The 15986-nt window shown below is 68.1% G+C and carries 15 protein-coding genes; 10 read left to right on the top strand and 5 right to left on the bottom strand.

Features of this window, described 5'->3' with window-relative positions:
• Nucleotides 1-280 precede the first annotated feature (280 nt).
• Nucleotides 281-718 carry an ATP-binding protein gene (locus ACWGIS_RS16065; RefSeq protein WP_453363022.1) on the top strand — a complete coding sequence of 146 codons (438 nt, stop codon included), beginning with the start codon at nucleotides 281-283 and terminating at the stop codon, nucleotides 716-718.
• 168 nt (nucleotides 719-886) lie between these two features.
• Here ACWGIS_RS16065 and ACWGIS_RS16060 read toward each other — a convergent pair whose 3' ends face one another.
• On the bottom strand, nucleotides 887-1309 hold the full coding sequence (locus tag ACWGIS_RS16060; RefSeq protein ID WP_453363021.1) for an ATP-binding protein: 423 nt from the start codon (nucleotides 1307-1309) through the stop codon (nucleotides 887-889).
• Between the two features lie 216 nt (nucleotides 1310-1525).
• Between ACWGIS_RS16060 and ACWGIS_RS16055 the strand changes: the two genes are divergently transcribed.
• Together ACWGIS_RS16055 and ACWGIS_RS16050 are read left to right on the top strand one after the other, a co-directional pair.
• On the top strand, nucleotides 1526-1891 hold the full coding sequence (locus tag ACWGIS_RS16055; RefSeq protein ID WP_453363020.1) for an STAS domain-containing protein: 366 nt from the start codon (nucleotides 1526-1528) through the stop codon (nucleotides 1889-1891).
• Between the two features lie 124 nt (nucleotides 1892-2015).
• Entirely contained in the window at nucleotides 2016-2684 is a 669-nt protein-coding gene (locus tag ACWGIS_RS16050) for a Type 1 glutamine amidotransferase-like domain-containing protein (protein ID WP_453363019.1), read from the top strand.
• Between the two features lie 140 nt (nucleotides 2685-2824).
• Here ACWGIS_RS16050 and ACWGIS_RS16045 read toward each other — a convergent pair whose 3' ends face one another.
• Nucleotides 2825-3595: an aminoglycoside phosphotransferase family protein gene (locus ACWGIS_RS16045; protein WP_453363018.1), complete on the bottom strand. Its 771-nt coding sequence runs from the start codon at nucleotides 3593-3595 to the stop codon at nucleotides 2825-2827.
• Nucleotides 3596-4216: 621 nt separating this feature from the next.
• Here ACWGIS_RS16045 and ACWGIS_RS16040 point away from each other — a divergent pair.
• From ACWGIS_RS16040 to ACWGIS_RS16010, 7 genes are all read left to right on the top strand, one after another.
• A complete protein-coding gene (locus ACWGIS_RS16040; RefSeq protein ID WP_453363017.1) occupies nucleotides 4217-5902 on the top strand; it encodes a ribonuclease J in 1686 nt (561 codons plus the stop codon).
• 683 nt (nucleotides 5903-6585) lie between these two features.
• A complete protein-coding gene (locus ACWGIS_RS16035; protein WP_453363071.1) occupies nucleotides 6586-9885 on the top strand; it encodes an RHS repeat-associated core domain-containing protein in 3300 nt (1099 codons plus the stop codon).
• A gap of 57 nt (nucleotides 9886-9942) precedes the next feature.
• Nucleotides 9943-10161: a hypothetical protein gene (locus ACWGIS_RS16030; RefSeq protein ID WP_453363016.1), complete on the top strand. Its 219-nt coding sequence runs from the start codon at nucleotides 9943-9945 to the stop codon at nucleotides 10159-10161.
• A 73-nt stretch (nucleotides 10162-10234) separates the two neighbouring features.
• Nucleotides 10235-10510: an RHS repeat-associated core domain-containing protein gene (locus tag ACWGIS_RS16025; protein ID WP_453363015.1), complete on the top strand. Its 276-nt coding sequence runs from the start codon at nucleotides 10235-10237 to the stop codon at nucleotides 10508-10510.
• A gap of 984 nt (nucleotides 10511-11494) precedes the next feature.
• Nucleotides 11495-11626: a hypothetical protein gene (locus tag ACWGIS_RS16020; RefSeq protein WP_453363014.1), complete on the top strand. Its 132-nt coding sequence runs from the start codon at nucleotides 11495-11497 to the stop codon at nucleotides 11624-11626.
• 98 nt (nucleotides 11627-11724) lie between these two features.
• Nucleotides 11725-11940 (top strand): hypothetical protein, encoded by a 216-nt coding sequence (locus ACWGIS_RS16015; RefSeq protein ID WP_453363013.1) that lies wholly within the window; start codon nucleotides 11725-11727, stop codon nucleotides 11938-11940.
• Nucleotides 11941-12059: 119 nt separating this feature from the next.
• Entirely contained in the window at nucleotides 12060-12692 is a 633-nt protein-coding gene (locus ACWGIS_RS16010) for an SMI1/KNR4 family protein (protein ID WP_453363012.1), read from the top strand.
• 32 nt (nucleotides 12693-12724) lie between these two features.
• Here ACWGIS_RS16010 and ACWGIS_RS16005 read toward each other — a convergent pair whose 3' ends face one another.
• From ACWGIS_RS16005 to ccrA, 3 genes are read right to left on the bottom strand one after another with little or no spacing between them, the layout of a single operon-like run.
• On the bottom strand, nucleotides 12725-13609 hold the full coding sequence (locus ACWGIS_RS16005) for a 3-hydroxybutyryl-CoA dehydrogenase (RefSeq protein ID WP_453363011.1): 885 nt from the start codon (nucleotides 13607-13609) through the stop codon (nucleotides 12725-12727).
• Nucleotides 13606-14595 carry a 3-oxoacyl-ACP synthase III family protein gene (locus ACWGIS_RS16000; RefSeq protein ID WP_453363010.1) on the bottom strand — a complete coding sequence of 330 codons (990 nt, stop codon included), beginning with the start codon at nucleotides 14593-14595 and terminating at the stop codon, nucleotides 13606-13608. Before ACWGIS_RS16000 ends, ACWGIS_RS16005 begins: the two co-directional genes overlap by 4 nt.
• 1 nt (nucleotide 14596) lies before the next feature.
• Nucleotides 14597-15946: a crotonyl-CoA carboxylase/reductase gene (ccrA, locus tag ACWGIS_RS15995; protein WP_453363009.1), complete on the bottom strand. Its 1350-nt coding sequence runs from the start codon at nucleotides 15944-15946 to the stop codon at nucleotides 14597-14599.
• Nucleotides 15947-15986: the final 40 nt, after the last annotated feature.

Here is a 15986-nt window from a genome sequence, read left to right as displayed (position 1 = left end):
CACCGGTGGCGTGACGGGAGGTGGTCCGGCGGGAAGCTCCCGTCGCCTGTTACTCCCCTGTCCGGCGACGGCTACGCGGGTGCGCGTGCTGCCGCTCAGGGGGACAGAACGCCGGGTGCCGTGTCGCCCCGCTCCCCTGTTAATCTCACGATCCACTCACACGGCACCACGGGCTCCTTCCTGCCGTGGCAGGCAGGGGTGGCACGGAAAAGAGCAGCACTCGCGCCGAGGTACTCCAGCGGACCAGGCACAAGAGGCACTCGACGCGAGGTGAGAGCGAATGGACCAGACGGCAAGCAGCACGGCGCCCGCGCCCCAGGCGCCGCCCGCATGCGCCGCCTACGACGGACACACCTCCTGCATCGGCGCCGCCCGCCGCTTCGCCACCGCCTACCTCCGCCACGCACACACCCACTACGAGACCCCGCTCACCGACCGCGCCGTCCAGATGGCACAGCTGGTCATCAGCGAGCTGGTCACCAACGTCTGCCGGCACGCTCCCGGCCCCCTGCGCCTGGACCTGCGCCACCACCCACGCAGCCTGGAGATCACCGTCTGGGACAGCGCGCCCGCCGTCCCGACCGTCCACGGGCCGGACCCCGGCCGCGTAGGACAGCACGGGCTGGAGATCGTGTTGGCCGTCTGCGAACGCTACGACGTCCAGCCGGTGCCCGGCGGCAAGCGCACGATCGCTGTCCTGGCTCTCGCCGGCCCCTGACACCCGGTTTTCCTGCCCCGCCCGATCCGCTCGGGCCGGCGTCCCGCCCGGCAGCCACGAAGGGTGGGCCCAGCGCGCCGAAAGCGCCGCAGAAGACGCTGTGCCAGCCAGTCGGCCGGTGACGGGGGCCGGTGAGCCAGCGGGCCGGCGGGCCGGTCTCGCAGCCGGTCAGGATCGAGAGGGGCCGGGCAGGGCGAGCTGGGCTGTGATGCGTTTGCCGACCCGCTCCGCCTCGACGGTGAGGCTGGTGGCGACTGCTTTGACGATCTCCAGGCCGTGCTGGCCGATCCTGTCGGGATCCGCGGCCTGAGGTGCGGGGACCGTCGGGTCGCTGTCCCACACCACGACGTCCACGGCGGCCGCGGTGATGCGCAGGGTCAGCAGTACGGGTCCCGGGGCGTATTTGCGGGCGTTGGTGACCAGCTCACTGACCACCAGCTGGGTGAGTTCCACCACGCGGTCCGGCGCCTGGAGCCGGTGTTCACTGCGGACCCGGTCGAAGAAGGCGGCAGCGTGGGAGCGGGCTTCGGCGATACAGCCGTCGTGCCCGTCCAGGGCGTAGGCGGCATCCATCAGGTATTTGTCGGGCATCACAGAGCCCGCCCGACCCGTGCGGCTCGCGCAGTCGTGGTTGTTCTCATTCCCCGGTCACGTACGCACCGGTACCCGCCGTACTCATGCATACGCCACCTACGCCGCACTGATCCTGGCGGGCTCAGACGCTTGGCTGCACCCGGGGGACGGGATGGGGCACAATCATTCCCGCCTGCCCGGCCCGGGCCGGGCGCTGAGCGTATCGAGGAGCCCGTGACCACCACCCCGAAAGCGGACCAGCCCAAGAGGCTCTCCGCCACCTGCTCCGAGAGGGACGGCATCCGGGTCGTGGCCCTGCGCGGTGAACTCGACCACGACGTTCAGGACGTGGCCGGCCAGGCCCTGCTGTCCGAGGACGGCCGGGCGCCGCTTCGGACCGTGGTGGACCTCAGTGGCGTGACCTTCATGGACTCCAGCGGCATCAACGTCCTGGTCGCCGCCCACCAGCAGGCGGCCGGCTCCCAGGGGTGGCTGCGTATCGCCGCCGCACAGGACTCCGTGCTGCGTGTCATGCAGATCGTCGGCCTCGACCACGTCATCGACTGCCACTCCACTCTCGAGCAGGCCCTGACCGCCTGAGCCGCCCGGCACCGGGCGATCGTCATCTCGTACGTGCCGTCGCTGCGCGGCCCGCGGCCGCCTCGGTCTGATCGGTGATCTTGGACTCGTTGCGCGTGTCCGCGGGCCGTGCTTGGCTCGCCCGATGAACTTTCTGTTGACTGCGAGTGGCCTGCGCAACGAGACACTGCGGGATGCGCTGAGGGACATGCTGGGGAAGCCGTTCGAGTCGGCGAACGTCGTGTTCATTCCCACCGCGTCGGTCGCCGAGCCCGGGGACCACGGGTGGGTCGTCGAGGACATGACCCGGCTGCGCGGCCTCGGCTGGCGCGAGTTCGACATCCTGGAGCTGAACGGACTCCCCCGGCAGATGGTGCTCGACCGGCTGCTGCACGCCGACGTCATCTATGTCGAGGGCGGCAACCACTACCACCTCGCACGCAGCATCACCGGCAACGGCCTGGCCGACGGCTTCCTGGAGGCTCTGGAGAGCCGCGTCTACGTGGGGGTCAGCGCCGGGTCCATGATCTTCAGCCGTCATCTGACCGCCCACTCCGCCGACGTCATCGGGGACACGGCGGACCTGCATGTGCTCGGCGCGACGACCGTGGAGCCGCCGTTCGGCCTCTTCGACTTCTATCTCAAGCCCCACCTGTACTCGCCGGACTTCCCCGAGCGGGACGACGCGTGGGCTGATCGCATCGCCGCGCGGGCGGACTTCCCGATCTACTTCATCGACGATGAGACGGCCGTGCGCGTCAGGGACGGCAAGGTGGATGTCGTCACCGAAGGCCGGTGGCGCTTCCATCCGTGACGCAACGCCGCTCGTCGCAGCCGTGCGGGCGGCAGAGGCGCTCAGCCGGCTCACCTGCGCCCGGTACGGTCAGTGCCGGCCGAACAGGTCCGTCCGCGGCGCGCTGCTGGGCCAGAAGCAAAGTGCTCCGGGCGGATCGGCTACTCGAACAGGTGCCGGTGGGCCTTGCTCCAGTCGATCCGGTCGTCCAGTTCGGCCAGAAACCCGTCGGCGGCCCAGGTGCTCTGGGGCTCGTGACCCTGCTCGGCCAGGCGGCGTACGAGGTCGGCGTTGTCCTGCTGCCTGGCGATGACGGCGTCGACTGTCCCCGCGGCCGAGTCGAGGCCGTACGCGCCGCAGAAGTCCTCCAGCCGCGTTCGGCGGTCGGGCGGCGTCGAGTGGTGCAGCCAGCGCAGGCATGCGGCGTCGTCGCGGAACGGGGCTACGTATTCCAGTGCGTAGGCCACGTCGCGCATGCGAGGTGCCGGGTGGGCGAAGTCCCAGTCGATGATTCCCACCGGCTGGTACCCCTGCCAGACGACGTTCCAGGGGCCGAAGTCGCCATGGCAGACGACCTCGTCATCGCGTGGGCTGCCTGCGCCGGTGGACCAGTTCGCCTCCGGCGGAGGTGAGAAGCCGCTGCACGCGTCGTGGTAGTCGCGCAGCAGCCGGGCGAAGTTCCTCAGGCCACGGTCGTCCACGACCCTGGCCCAGCCCGACGGACCGGACTCACCCTCGATGTAGGTGAGGACCTCACGTCCCTCGTCGTCGATTCCCAGCGGCCGCGGCGCACAGGCGAAGCCGACCTCCGCCAGGTGCCGCAGCAACGCGTGGATGGTGGGCGTCCACGGTTGGACGGGTCTGCGGACGGTGTCGCCGATCCGCACCACTCGCCGATGGGCGCCGTCCTGCATCACATCCTCACTGGACACGCAGCTCACGTTACCCAGCCGCCCAGGGCGCGGCACCTGGGATTGCGCGAGAGGGTCCAGGCGCAACGCCCTTGCCGGTATCGCCAGTTCGCCTCTACGGCGGCCGGACCAGGTCGGCGCGAGTGGGCTCGCCCGGGCCGACGTCCTTCGCTCCTCTTGGCGTCGGAAGTTGTGCGGCCGCCTCCCATCGTCCGCGGTTCGTGGACCACCGGCGGACGACCCGCACCGGAGCGGTTTCGCATACTGGCGCCACGACGGCACGGGGAGGCGCGATGCGGGACATCACTGGAGGACGGTTCCGGGAATGGCGGAGGGGGCGTGCGCCGCGGCAGCGCTGCCCGGCGGGGGCGGCGGCCGGCGCGGCAGCGGGCCCAGGGCCGGGGACCGGGGCGGGCGGGCGGGGGCTGACCCCCTGGAGTGTGGTCTACGAGGTCGGGAAGGTGAGACGCCCGGCACCGCGGACCACCTCGCGCGGCCGCTTGTCCGCCCCTTCACCGAGAGCCGGCGGCACGAGTCGCCAAGGCTGCCGGGGCCCCCGTAAAGGCCCCCTTCGTGTGTCGACAGGCGCGAAGAGGCACAGGCAATGGATCAACCCCTCCCGCTCTCCGGTAGCGTCGAGCCATGAGTCATCCACATCCAGATCTGAAAGCCGCCCCGCCCCTTGCCGAAGGAGGGCTGCGGGTCATCGCCCTGGGCGGCCTGGGTGAGATCGGCCGCAACATGACCGTCTTCGAACACGCCGGCAAGCTGCTCATTGTCGACTGCGGCGTGCTGTTCCCCGAGGAGACCCAGCCCGGCGTGGACGTGATCCTGCCGGACTTCACCTCGATCCGGGACCGGCTGGACGACATCGTGGCCATCGTTCTCACCCACGGGCACGAGGACCACATCGGTGGCGTGCCCTACCTGCTGCGCGAGCGGCGCGACATCCCCGTCGTCGGCTCCAAGCTGACGCTGGCGTTCCTGGAGGCCAAACTCAAGGAACACGGCATCCGGCCGCGCACCGTGCGGGTGCGGGAGGACGACCGGCGGCGCTTCGGACCCTTCGACTGCGAGTTCGTGGCGGTCAACCACTCCATCCCGGACAGCCTCGCGGTCGCGATCCGCACCGGCGCCGGGATGGTGCTGCACACCGGCGACTTCAAGATGGACCAGTTCCCTCTCGACGACCGCATCACCGATCTGCGCGCCTTCGCCCGCCTCGGCGAGGAGGGCGTGGACCTCTTCCTCACCGACTCCACCAACGCCGAGGTACCGGGCTTCACCACCTCCGAGCGTGAGCTGAACCCGGCGATCGAGCAGGTGATGCGCACGGCGCCGCGCCGGGTCATCGTCTCCAGCTTCGCCAGCCACGTGCACCGCATCCAGCAGGTCCTGGACGCCGCCCACCAGCACGGCCGCAAGGTCGCCTTCGTCGGCCGCTCCATGGTCCGCAACATGGGCATCGCCCGTGACCTTGGCTATCTGAAGGTCCCCTCCGGTCTGATCGTGAGCACGAAGGAGCTGGAGAAGCTCCCGGACCACAAGATCACTCTCGTGTGCACCGGCTCCCAGGGCGAACCGATGGCCGCGCTGTCCCGGATGGCCAACCGTGACCACGTGATCCGCATCGGCAAGGGCGACACCGTCCTCCTCGCCAGCTCGCTCATTCCGGGCAACGAGAACGCCATCTACCGCGTGATCAATGGACTGACCCGGTGGGGCGCCCACGTGGTCCACAAGGGCAACGCCAAGGTGCACGTCTCCGGGCACGCCAGCGCCGGTGAACTCGTCTACTGCTACAACATCGTCAAACCCCGCAACGTCATGCCGGTCCACGGTGAATGGCGTCACCTGCGGGCCAACGGCGATCTCGCGATCCGTACCGGCGTCGACCCCGACCGGGTCCTCATCGCCGAGGACGGCGTCGTCGTCGACCTCGTCGACGGGCGCGCGTCCATCACCGGCAAGGTCCCCGCCGGCAACGTCTACGTGGACGGCATGGAAGTCGGCGGCGCCACCGAGGCGTCCCTCAAGGACCGGCTCACCCTCGCCTCCGAAGGCGTGGTCACGGTGGTGGCGATCGTCGACGCGGACACCGGCGCCCTCGCCGAGCCCCCGGACTTCCTGGCCCGGGGCTTCGTCCACGACGACAGCACCTTCGAGCCGGTCATCCCCGTGATCGAGAAGACCCTGGCCACCGCGGCCGAAGAAGGCGTCGGGGACGCGCACCAGCTCGAACAACTCGTCGGCCGCGCCGTGTCGAACTGGGCGTTCCGCACCTACCGGCGCAAGCCTCTCATCATCCCCGTCATCATCGACGCCTGAGGCCGACCCATCCGTGTCACCGGCCGGCTCCCCATGCCGGCCGGCGGCACGGCCGAACGTGAATGCGGGGCATCCGTGGCCCTGGCGGATATCGGACGGACGAGCGGCAAGGCAGGTGCGGCGTCTACGGAGCGCTCTCGCCCCTGGCGAGCAGTCGCCGGCCGACCGTGGCAGCGGCGTGGAACACCTGGTCGACCGGTGAGCTGACGGCAGCCCGGCGTCGCTTTTCCGGAGCGTCTCGCTTTTCCGGAGCGCGCAGCTCGGTCAATTCCCGGCCGCATGGCGCGGCATCCGGTTCGCAGTGGGTTTCGGAAGCGAACGGTCCGGCCGGAAGCGTCAGCAGAGTTTCGGTCATCCCTGTAAGCGCTGACAGGTCTGAACCTTCCGGGACTTCCCCTCACGGGTGTCGCTACGTTGACCTTTGCCCTGTTTAGGGCGAGGAAAAGGTAGGACTGATTCCGGGGCGTATGAAGAAGGGAATGGGGGGAACGGCGCCAAAGTCCGCACGTTTCTCGTGACAGGTTGTGTGTTCCTGGTGACTATCGGGGTTGCCGGGACTCATTTTCCTGTGGGGGGAAGTCGTGCACTCACGTGCCTTCGGCGCGCCCGTTCGGCGTGCCCGTAAGAGAGCGACCCGCATATCCATCGCGTCCGTCGTGGCGTCCGGCGCGCTCGCGCTGTCGATGCTGCCGGCCACCGCCGCGACCGCGGCGGACGACCCGAAACCGGTCTCCGCCTGGGGCAAGGACGCGCCCCGTTTCACCATGCCGGACGTCAAGGTCGGTTCCAACGAACCGGTCCCCACGAAGCCGGAGAAGACACCTTCGGAAGACCTCAAGGCCTGGCGCGCGGAACAGAAGGAACACGCCACCAAGCCGACCGCGCGGGCCGGGAAGGGCTCCCGTTCCGCGGCGCGGGATGCCGGCGCCCTGAGCCTCGTGCCGGAAGGCCAGGGTGATGTGCCCTGGCACCGCATCACCGAGTTCGCCATCACCGACGCACTCACCGCCCGGATCGACTACTCGACCGGCAACCTGATGCTCGCCGCGACCGACTTCCAGGTCGCGGGCGTGGGCCAGAAGCTGATGCTGGCGCGGACCTACAACTCCTTCGACGCCCCCTGGGGCAAGGTGTCCCAGCGCTGGTGGCAGCAGTACGAGCGCTACCTGTCGCTTGCCTCGAGCACCGAGGCCGTCTTCTACGACGCCAGCGGCGCGACGCTGCGGTTCAAGAAGAACACCGACGGCACGTTCGCCACGCCCAAGGGGTACTCGCAGGAGCTGAAGAAGAACAGCGACGGCACCTACACCCTGTCCAACTGGAAGTCCCACACCAAGGACACCTACGACACCAACGGAACCCTGACCAAGGTCACCGACCGCAACAAGGGCACCATCACCGTCACGCAGCACGACGAGGGCAGCGAGCACAAGGGCTTCAAGCTCACCGAGACCCGCTCCGGACGCTGGATCGACCTGCTGAAGACGGACGCCTCGCAGTGGCAGGCCAAGGACCACACCGGCCGCACCGCCGTCTTCAACCTCGATCCGGCCGGCAACCTCGCCACCACAACCGACACCGAGGGCAAGACGGTCACCTTCCGCTACGACGGCTGGGGCCGCGTCGACAAGATCACCACGGCCGAGGGACGCGTCACCGTCTTCACCTACGACGCCGCCAACCGCGTCACGTCCATGTTGCGCGGCACCGGCTTCAACAGCGACGGCCACACCGGCCCGACCTGGACCTACAGCTACGACACCACCTCGCCGACGGCCGCGGGCACCACCACGGTGACCGACCCCGAGTCGCACGCGACGAAGTACAAGCACGACGCCGACGGCCAGGTCACCGAGGTGACCGACGCCCTGACGCACAAGCGGTCCACCAAGTTCGACGCGAACCACAACATCGACTCCAGCACCGACGCGATGGGTTCGGGCACCACCCCGGGCAACGTCACCGAGTACGGCTTCAACAACCGTAACAACCTCGAGACGGCCACCCTGCCCACGGGCGGGGCGACGGTCAACCACTGGCAGACCATCGCCGGTGCCGGTGACGTCCCCTCCGACTCCACCAACCCTGACGGTGAGAAGACGGAGTTCAAGTACGACACCGCCGGCAACACGATGTCGGTGGCGCAGACCGGGACCGGCGGCGGCAACGTCTCCTACACCTACAACCCCGCCTCCCCCACCTGCGGCGGCTTCGAGGGCCAGCGCTGCACCGAGAAGACGAAGATGACCTCGACGAAGACGGTCACCACCACGTTCCACTACGACACCAAGGGCAACCTCGACACCGTCACCCCGCCCGCGCCCCTGGGCAAGACCACCTACACCTACGACGCGCTGGGCCGCACCGAGACCATGACGGACGGCCGCGGCATCAAGACCGTGTACGAGTACGACCAGCGCGACCGCATCAAGACGGTGTCCTCCACCAACGACACCGTCCGCTACTGGTACGACGGCGACGGCAACCTCAGCCAGCGCAGCGACGGTACCGGCACCATCACGTACAAGTTCGACCCCCTGCAGCGCGAGACGATCCGCACCCTGCAGGACGGCTCGCAGACCCTGCTCGCCTACACCCCCGCCGGTAACGTCGACTACTACAAGGACCCTGCCGGCACGACCGACTACACCTGGAACGAGGTCAACAAGCTCAAGGAGCTGAAGGACCCCCAGGGCCGGATCACCAAGTACGGCTACAACAACAACGACTTCCGCACCACCACCACCTACCCCGGTGGCACGGTGCAGACCGTCAACCCGGACAAGTCCAGCCGCCCCGAGACCATCAAGGCCACCTCGCCCCAGGGAACCCTGGTCAGCCTCTCCTACACCTACGGGTACGGCACGAACGCCTCGACGGACGGCAGCAAGATCCGCACCAGCACCGACGCCGGCTCCGGCCTGAAGCGGACCTACAGCTACGACGGAGCGGGCCGCTTCTCCTACGCCAAGGAGGAGAAGGCGGGCACGATCGCCGACTCCTGGCAGTACTGCTACGACCTCGCCGGCAACCTCACCAGCCAGGGCACCGACCCCGGCTGCCCGCGCGGCACCACCTACACCTACAACGACGCCCAGCAGCTGACGAACAAGTCGTCCACGACCGGGACTTGGTCCTACGACGCCATCGGCAACGAGACCGCGGCCGCCTCGACCGACGACTACATCCGCACCGGTGAAGCCTGGTCGGACCACTCGCAGATGACGTCGATCACGGTCAACTCCAAGACGTACGCGGGCCAGTACGGCTCCACCGACCAGAGCGAGCGGATCAAACTCGGCGACACGTTCTTCCACAACGGGCCGCTCGGCCTGTCCGCCAAGACCACCGCCGGCGTGGACATGGGATTCAACCGGGAACCCGGGGGCACCTTGAACTCCATGACGACCGGGGGCAAGGCGTACTACTACCTCACCGACGCGATCGGCAGCGTCATCGCACTGGCGGACGAGAACGGCAACAAGGTCGACTCCTACACCTACAGCCCCCGCGGCGTCCGCATCCTGGCCCAGTCCACCGAACCGGTCGCCCAGCCCTACCGCTTCGCCGGCAACTACCAGGACCCCACCGGCCTCTACCACCTCAAGGCCCGCTACTACGACCCCAACATCGGCCGCTTCACCCAACCCGACCCCTCCGGCCAGGAACAGAACCCGTACCTCTACGCCGAAGGCGACCCCGTCAACCGCATCGACCCCGAGGGCACCTTCAGCGTCGGAGGGGCGCTCGAAGGTCTGGGAAAGGGAAGTGATCTGTTGAATACGGGGATCGCCGCGTTCCAAGGCGATACCCGAGCAGCCTGGGCCAGCGTGGCGGGGTGGGCCGTCGGCACGGTAGCCGGTTTGGGATGCGGTGCCTTGACGGCGGGAACGGGAGTGGGGGCCGCAGCGGCTCCCGCCGTATGCGCAGGCGTGGGGTACTACGCAGGCGAGATCGTATCGGGCGCCATCAAGGGTGACTGAACGGCCCCTCAGTGCGGGAGAGGGCTTCGGCCCCTCCCGGCTTTCGAAGGGAGAGGTATGAAGCAGGAACGCTTTACCGACGCCAGTAACACCCGCCGCAATCTGCGGTGGACGACCATCGCCACCGTGCCGTGTGTCCTGATATTGCTCTACCTAATTTTGATGCAGGGCATCAGCGCCGCATGGATCGGGCTCGGCATTGTCGTCATGATCTGGGTTCTTCTCATATGGCGCTTCAAAGGCGTCGGCAGCGACGGCCTTCCACCTCAGCGCTGATCTCCCGTCGCAGGCGCGCGAAGAAGAGACCTCATGCAAGAAGCTGCGACCGAGACATAATTAGCCACGAGCTATGGGAAGGGTCGTCACATTACTGACGAGGACGGCAACGAGGTCGGCTCCTACGCCTACAACCTCCGCGGCGTACGCATCCTGGCCCAGCCCTACCGCTTCGCCGGCAACTACCAGGGCCCCACCGGCCTCTACCACCTCAAAGGCCCGCTATTACGACGCCAACATCGGCCGCTTCACCCAACCCGACCCCTCCGGCCAGGAACAGAACCCATACCAGTACGCCGAAGGCGACCCGCCAACCGCATCGACCCCGAGGGGTTGCTGTCTTTCGTAGATGTGGTGGGCGTTGTGGTTGGCACCGTTGCCAGCACCCTGTTGGACGGAGTCCTTGGCCCCGTGGCGGGAGGTGCAATCGCCGGATGCATCGGTGGCGGGATCACAGCAGCCATTGACGGATCCTCGATCGGACGGGCTTGCTTGGAGCAGGGGGCGTTGGGCGCTACAACCGCCGGCGCAGGAGCCCTGACCAAGCTGGGGGCGAAGGCGGTGAAGTCGTACCGTGCGGGATAGGAAAGCCGACTAGGCGCAGGTACTTCCTATTCTGTGGGGGGGGCGCTTCGGCGCCCCCCCCACACATGAAAAATGAGGAGCGCGAATGGACAAGTATTCATCTCGACTTACTGTCTTTCTGTTAGGACTTGTTGCTTTCGGGGTGACCGCATTGCTGGTCATGTGGTCGGTGAGCGGCGGGCCTTACGGGCTGCGCCTGTCACTCGGAATCATCTTGTTGCTCGCCCTGTTTGCTTACATGTTCTTCGGTGGCATATGGGCGAACAAAGGAAAGCGAACTGGCCAACAAGTGCACGGCCGGGACCGTTAAGAATCTGGGTTCTCCTCATATGGCGCTTCAAGGGCGTTGGCAGTGACGGCCTCCACCTCAGCGCTGATCTCCCGGCACAAGCACGCGAAGAAGGAGAGCTCATGCAAACCACTGCGGCCGAGACATAACCAGCCACGGGGCATGTGGAAGGGTCGTCGCCTCACCGACGAGGACGGCACAAGGTCGACTCCTCCGTCCACAGCCCCCGCGGCGTACGCATCCTGGTTCAGTCCAGCGAATCGGTCGCCCAGCCCCAACGCTTCGCCGCCTGTTTACGCCGACATGGGGTAACCGGCAGGCGAGTTCGTCTGTGGCACCCTCGAAGGTGACTGAACGGTTCCGGCAGTGCGAGACGGGGCTCGGGCTCTCACAGAGTCTGCGCACCCCGCCACGGGTTGCATCCGCAACACACGTTCTGCCTGCCCCCAAGGAGACATCGTGCGATCAACCGCAGAGTCGACTGTGCTGGCCTACAAGGGGCTTGATGGCGTTCCGCTCTGGCTGGTGTTCGGCATTGCCATCCTGGCCTTCATCGTCTTCACCGTCGCCCATGCTCGAAAGAGGAAGTAGCACCTGGAAGTCGAGCACCAGGCGGGGTGTCGCCCGCCACCATCGTGGGCGATGTCGAGCCACTTCAACCACTACTCGTAGGTCACGGAGTGAGGTTCTTGTCGGGAGATCTCGAAGTCAGGGCAACCATCGCGAAGAATGCGCTGTCCGTGACATTCGTGCTCGCGGTGCTTCTGAACCTGGCCGACGCTTTCTGGAACCCTTCGGGTGGCATCTGGGAAGCCGCCCGATTCGTCGCTACCGTCCTCTTCAGCGCAGCACTGATCGCATTCGCGGTGACACACATTCCTCTCCGCCGAAAGGGGAGCAGCTGAGCCACCCGCCGGGGCAGCAGTCCGGCAGGGAGACTCCGTTTGTCCCCACGCACGTGCGGTCCCCCAGACGCTTCCCGTGCCGGACACGATGTGTCAGTGGGCCGCATTAGTGTGACGCCGTGAGCGACATACAGGGGCAGGGTGTCGGGTCCGTCTTCACGTGGCGGGAGTTGTTGCAGCGCTGGAGTGAGGAGTGGCTCGATCCGGTGCTGTATGAGCAGGAGCGGGCCGAGCCGTTTCCCGACGCGGTGCGCGAGGCGCGTTGGCTGGGTGGTGCCGGCGCCACGCGCGAGGAGGTCGACGCGCTGGAGGGCCGTCTCGGTGTCGCGCTGCCGCGCAGTTATCGCCAGTTCCTGCTGGTGAGCAACGGCTGGCGCAACACCACCGCCGATATAGAACGGATACTGCCGGCCCAGGAGGTGGGGTGGACGCGCGACCTCGATGCCGACCTCGTCACCCTCTGGGCCGACGCAGACGGTCAGGCCGACGTCCGGGTCGAAGACGACGAGTACTTCGTCTACGGCGAAGAGCAGGACACGCTTTCGTTCCGGCCGGAGTACCTGGCGCACACACTGAAGATCAGTCATACGCCGAACGCGACGGACGTCTACCTCCTCAACCCGTGCGTGGTCACGGAAGACGGTGAGTGGGAAGCCTGGTACCTGGCGCAGTGGATGCCCGGCGCGGTCCGCTACCGGTCGTTCTGGGACCTGATGAACGACGAGTACCGAAACTTCCGCGACGAGGAGTGACCTGCCGACGGCGAGCCCGGCCGGCGGACCGGTCAGGGGTAGGTGTAGAAGCCGCGGCCCGACTTCTTGCCCAGGAGGCCGCCTTCGACCATGCGCAGCAGGAGCGGCGGGGGTGCGTAGAGCGGCTCCTTGAACTCCTCGTACATGGCCTGGGCGATGGAGACGGTGGTGTCCAGGCCGATGAGGTCGGCCAGCCGCAGCGGGCCCATGGGGTGGGAGCAGCCCATCGTCATGCCCTGGTCCAGGGTTTCGGCGGTGGCCAGGCCTGACTCGACCATGCGGACGGCGGAGAGCAGGTAGGGGAAGAGGAGCGCGTTGACGAGGAAGCCGGCGCGGTCGGGTGCGGTGATGGGGTGTTTGCCCAGGACGTCGCGGACGAAGTGCCGGGCTCGGGTGGTGACCGATTCGTCGGTGAGGACGGACGGGATGAGTTCGACCAGGGGCAGGGCCGGGACCGGGTTGAAGAAGTGCAGTCCCAGGACCTGGCCGGGGCGGCGCGTGGCGGCCGAGAGGCGGACGACCGGGATCGACGAGGTGTTGGTGGCCAGGATCGCGTCGGGGTCCTCGACGATCTTGTCGAGGGTGGCGAACAGGTCCAGCTTGAGCGGCTCGTCTTCCTTGACGGCCTCGATGACGAGGTGGCGGTCGGCGAGGTCGGCGAGGTCACGGGTGAACGTCACGCGCTCCAGGGCCGCGTCGCGTTGTGCGGTGGTGAGCTTGCCCTTGCTCACGCCGCGGTCGAGGGACGCGGCGAGGCGGCGCGGGGCGGTGGTGAGGGAGGATTCGGAGAAGACGGCGACGACGACGTCGAGGCCTTTCTTGGCGCACAGTTCGGCGATGCCGGTGCCCATGATGCCGCTGCCGACGACGCCGATCCGCTCGATGGCGGTGCTGTGGTGGGCGGAGGTGGTGGTCATGTGGGTGTCCCCCAGGTCAGAAGGGTGGCTCCGATGGACATGCCGCCGCCGAATCCGGCGAGCAGCACCAGGTGTCCCGGTGCCAGGGCCCCGGTGCGGTGGGCTTCGTCGAGGGCGATGGGTACCGAGGCGCTGCCGACGTTGCCGTAGCGGGTGAGGGTGCGGTGGGTGTGGGCGGCGTTCAGTCCGGCGCGTTCGATGACGTCGTCGAGCATGACGCCGTTGGCCTGGTGGGGGACGAAGTGGTCGACCGAGCCGATGTCGACGCCGGCGGTGCGGGTGAGGGCTCGCAGGGCGGGCGGGACGTGTTCGGTGACGAAGTCGCGGACGCCGCGGCCGTCCATCTTGAAGTAGTGGCCGCCGTCGGCGACGGTGGCGGCCGTGGCGGGTTGGCGGCTGCCGCCGGCTTCGACGCGGATCAGGTGGTGGGCGTCGCCGCGGCTGGAGAGGTCGGTGGCGATGATGCCGCTGGGGTGGGGTACGGCGCCGACGACGGCGGCTCCGGCGCCGTCGGCGAACAGGATGGCCGTCTTGCGGTCGGTGAAGTCCAGGATCCGGGAGTAGATGTCGGCGCCGATGACCAGGACGCGGGCGTCGGGGCGGACGGTCACCAGGCTGTGGGCCAGGGCGAGTGCGTAGACGAAGCCGCTGCAGACGACGTTGATGTCGAAGCAGGCGGCGCCGTAGGCGCCCAGGTGGTGCTGGACGAGGTAGGAGGTGGGGGGCTGGGGGAAGTCGCCGGTGGAGGTGGAGACGATGAGGTAGTCGATCTGACTGGGCGTCAGTCCCGCTTGCTCCAAGGCACGTTCGCCGGCTTTGACGGCGAGGTCGGAGGTCGCTTCGTGGGGGGCGGCGTAGCGGCGGGTGCGGATCTGGGTCTTGTCCTCGATCCACTGGGCGCTGACGCCGACGCGCGCGGCGACTTCTTCGTTGCCGACTTCGTGCTTGGGCAGGTAGGAGCCGGTGGAGAGGATGCCGATGCCCATGTCAGGCCGCCCGCGCGGGGGTGGTGGTGCGCAGCGGGTTGAGGCGTGCGGTGCCCAGCTGTTCGCGCAGGGCGGGGTCGGTCACGCCGAGGCCCTCCTGGGGGGCCAGGCACAGGACGCCGACCTTGCCGGTGTGCTGGTTGAGCTGGACCAGGCGGGCGGCTTCGCCGACGTCGTCGAGCGGGAACACCCGGGACAGGACCGGGGATATGTGCCCGAGGCGGACGAGGCGGTTGCACTCGGCCTGTTCCTGGAGGTTGGCGGCGTGGCTGCCGATGACGCGTTTGAGGTTCATCCACAGGTAGCGGTTGTCGAAGTGGTGGTCGTAGCCGGTGCTGGATCCGCAGGTGACGACCACTCCGCCCTTGCGGACGACGAACACGGAGATGCCGAAGGTGGCGCGTCCGACGTAGTCGAAGACGACGTGGGGGTCCTCGCCGACCCGGCGGCGGATCTCGCGGCCCAGGCGTTTGCCGAGCTCGATGGTCTGCTCGGGGGTGGGGGCGCTGTCCGTGCCCAGGCCGATGTCGTTGCGGTCGATGACGACGTCGCAGCCCAGGCGGCGCAGTGCGTCGGCCTTGGACGCGGAGCTGACCACGCCGACGGCGATGCCGCCGGCGTTCTTGACCATCTGCACGGCGAAGGCGCCGAGGCCGCCGGTGGCGCCCCAGATGAGGACGATGTCGCCCTGTTTGATGCGGGCGCCGTTGGCGCCGACGAGCATCCGGTACGACGTCGCCGCGGTCAGCAGGACGCCGGCCGACTCCTCCCAGGTCAGGTGGGCGGGTTTGGGCAGCAGCTGGCTGGCGCGGACCACCGCGTAGTGGGCGAGGCCGCCGAAGTTGGTCTCGTAGCCCCAGATCCGCTGTCCGGTGCCGAGCATGGCGTCGGCGTGGGTCTGGGGTTCCTGTTCGTCGACCTGGACGCAGCTGGCGACGACGTGGTCGCCCGGTTTCCAGTGGCGTACCCCGGCTCCGGTGCGTACGACGACGCCGGCCGCGTCGGAGCCGACGACGTGGTGGGGCAGGTCGTGGCGGGTGGCGTAACCGCCTTGTCGGGCCTGGCGCTTGAGGAATTCAAAGGTGGACACGGGGGCGAAGGTCGCGGACCACACGGTGTTGTAGTTGATGGAGCTGGCCATGACGGCGACCAGGACCTCGTCGGGTGCGATGTCGGGCATCGGTACCTGTCCCACGTGCAGTGACTTGCGTACGTCCTTGTCCTCGACGCCGTCGAACATGCCGGTGTCGCGGGCCAGGATGTGCGCGGCCGTGTAGGTGGCGGGCAGGTCGTGGCGTTCGAGTTCCTGCGGGCCGGCCCCGGACAGCAGGGCCTGGGTCAGAGAGTCCATGAGTTGCCTTTCTCCGTCGCCGGGCCGGGGGGTGGGCACG

The organism is Streptomyces sp. NPDC054842, assembly GCF_053611025.1.
Note: the sequence above shows the minus strand (reverse complement) of the source record. Positions and strands in the feature narration are given on the sequence as shown.

Excerpts from the sequence above, each read along its gene's own strand:
- ccrA (WP_453363009.1), bottom strand. The coding sequence starts at position 15,946 with ATGGACTCTCTGACCCAGGCCCTGCTGTCCGGGGCCGGCCCGCAGGAA.
- ACWGIS_RS16040 (WP_453363017.1), top strand. The coding sequence starts at position 4,217 with ATGAGTCATCCACATCCAGATCTGAAAGCCGCCCCGCCCCTTGCCGAA.
- ACWGIS_RS16025 (WP_453363015.1), top strand. The coding sequence starts at position 10,235 with ATGGGAAGGGTCGTCACATTACTGACGAGGACGGCAACGAGGTCGGCT.
- ACWGIS_RS16060 (WP_453363021.1), bottom strand. The coding sequence starts at position 1,309 with ATGCCCGACAAATACCTGATGGATGCCGCCTACGCCCTGGACGGGCAC.
- ACWGIS_RS16000 (WP_453363010.1), bottom strand. The coding sequence starts at position 14,595 with ATGGGCATCGGCATCCTCTCCACCGGCTCCTACCTGCCCAAGCACGAA.
- ACWGIS_RS16050 (WP_453363019.1), top strand. The coding sequence starts at position 2,016 with ATGAACTTTCTGTTGACTGCGAGTGGCCTGCGCAACGAGACACTGCGG.
- ACWGIS_RS16030 (WP_453363016.1), top strand. The coding sequence starts at position 9,943 with ATGAAGCAGGAACGCTTTACCGACGCCAGTAACACCCGCCGCAATCTG.
- ACWGIS_RS16065 (WP_453363022.1), top strand. The coding sequence starts at position 281 with ATGGACCAGACGGCAAGCAGCACGGCGCCCGCGCCCCAGGCGCCGCCC.
- ACWGIS_RS16035 (WP_453363071.1), top strand. The coding sequence starts at position 6,586 with ATGCTGCCGGCCACCGCCGCGACCGCGGCGGACGACCCGAAACCGGTC.
- ACWGIS_RS16005 (WP_453363011.1), bottom strand. The coding sequence starts at position 13,609 with ATGACCACCACCTCCGCCCACCACAGCACCGCCATCGAGCGGATCGGC.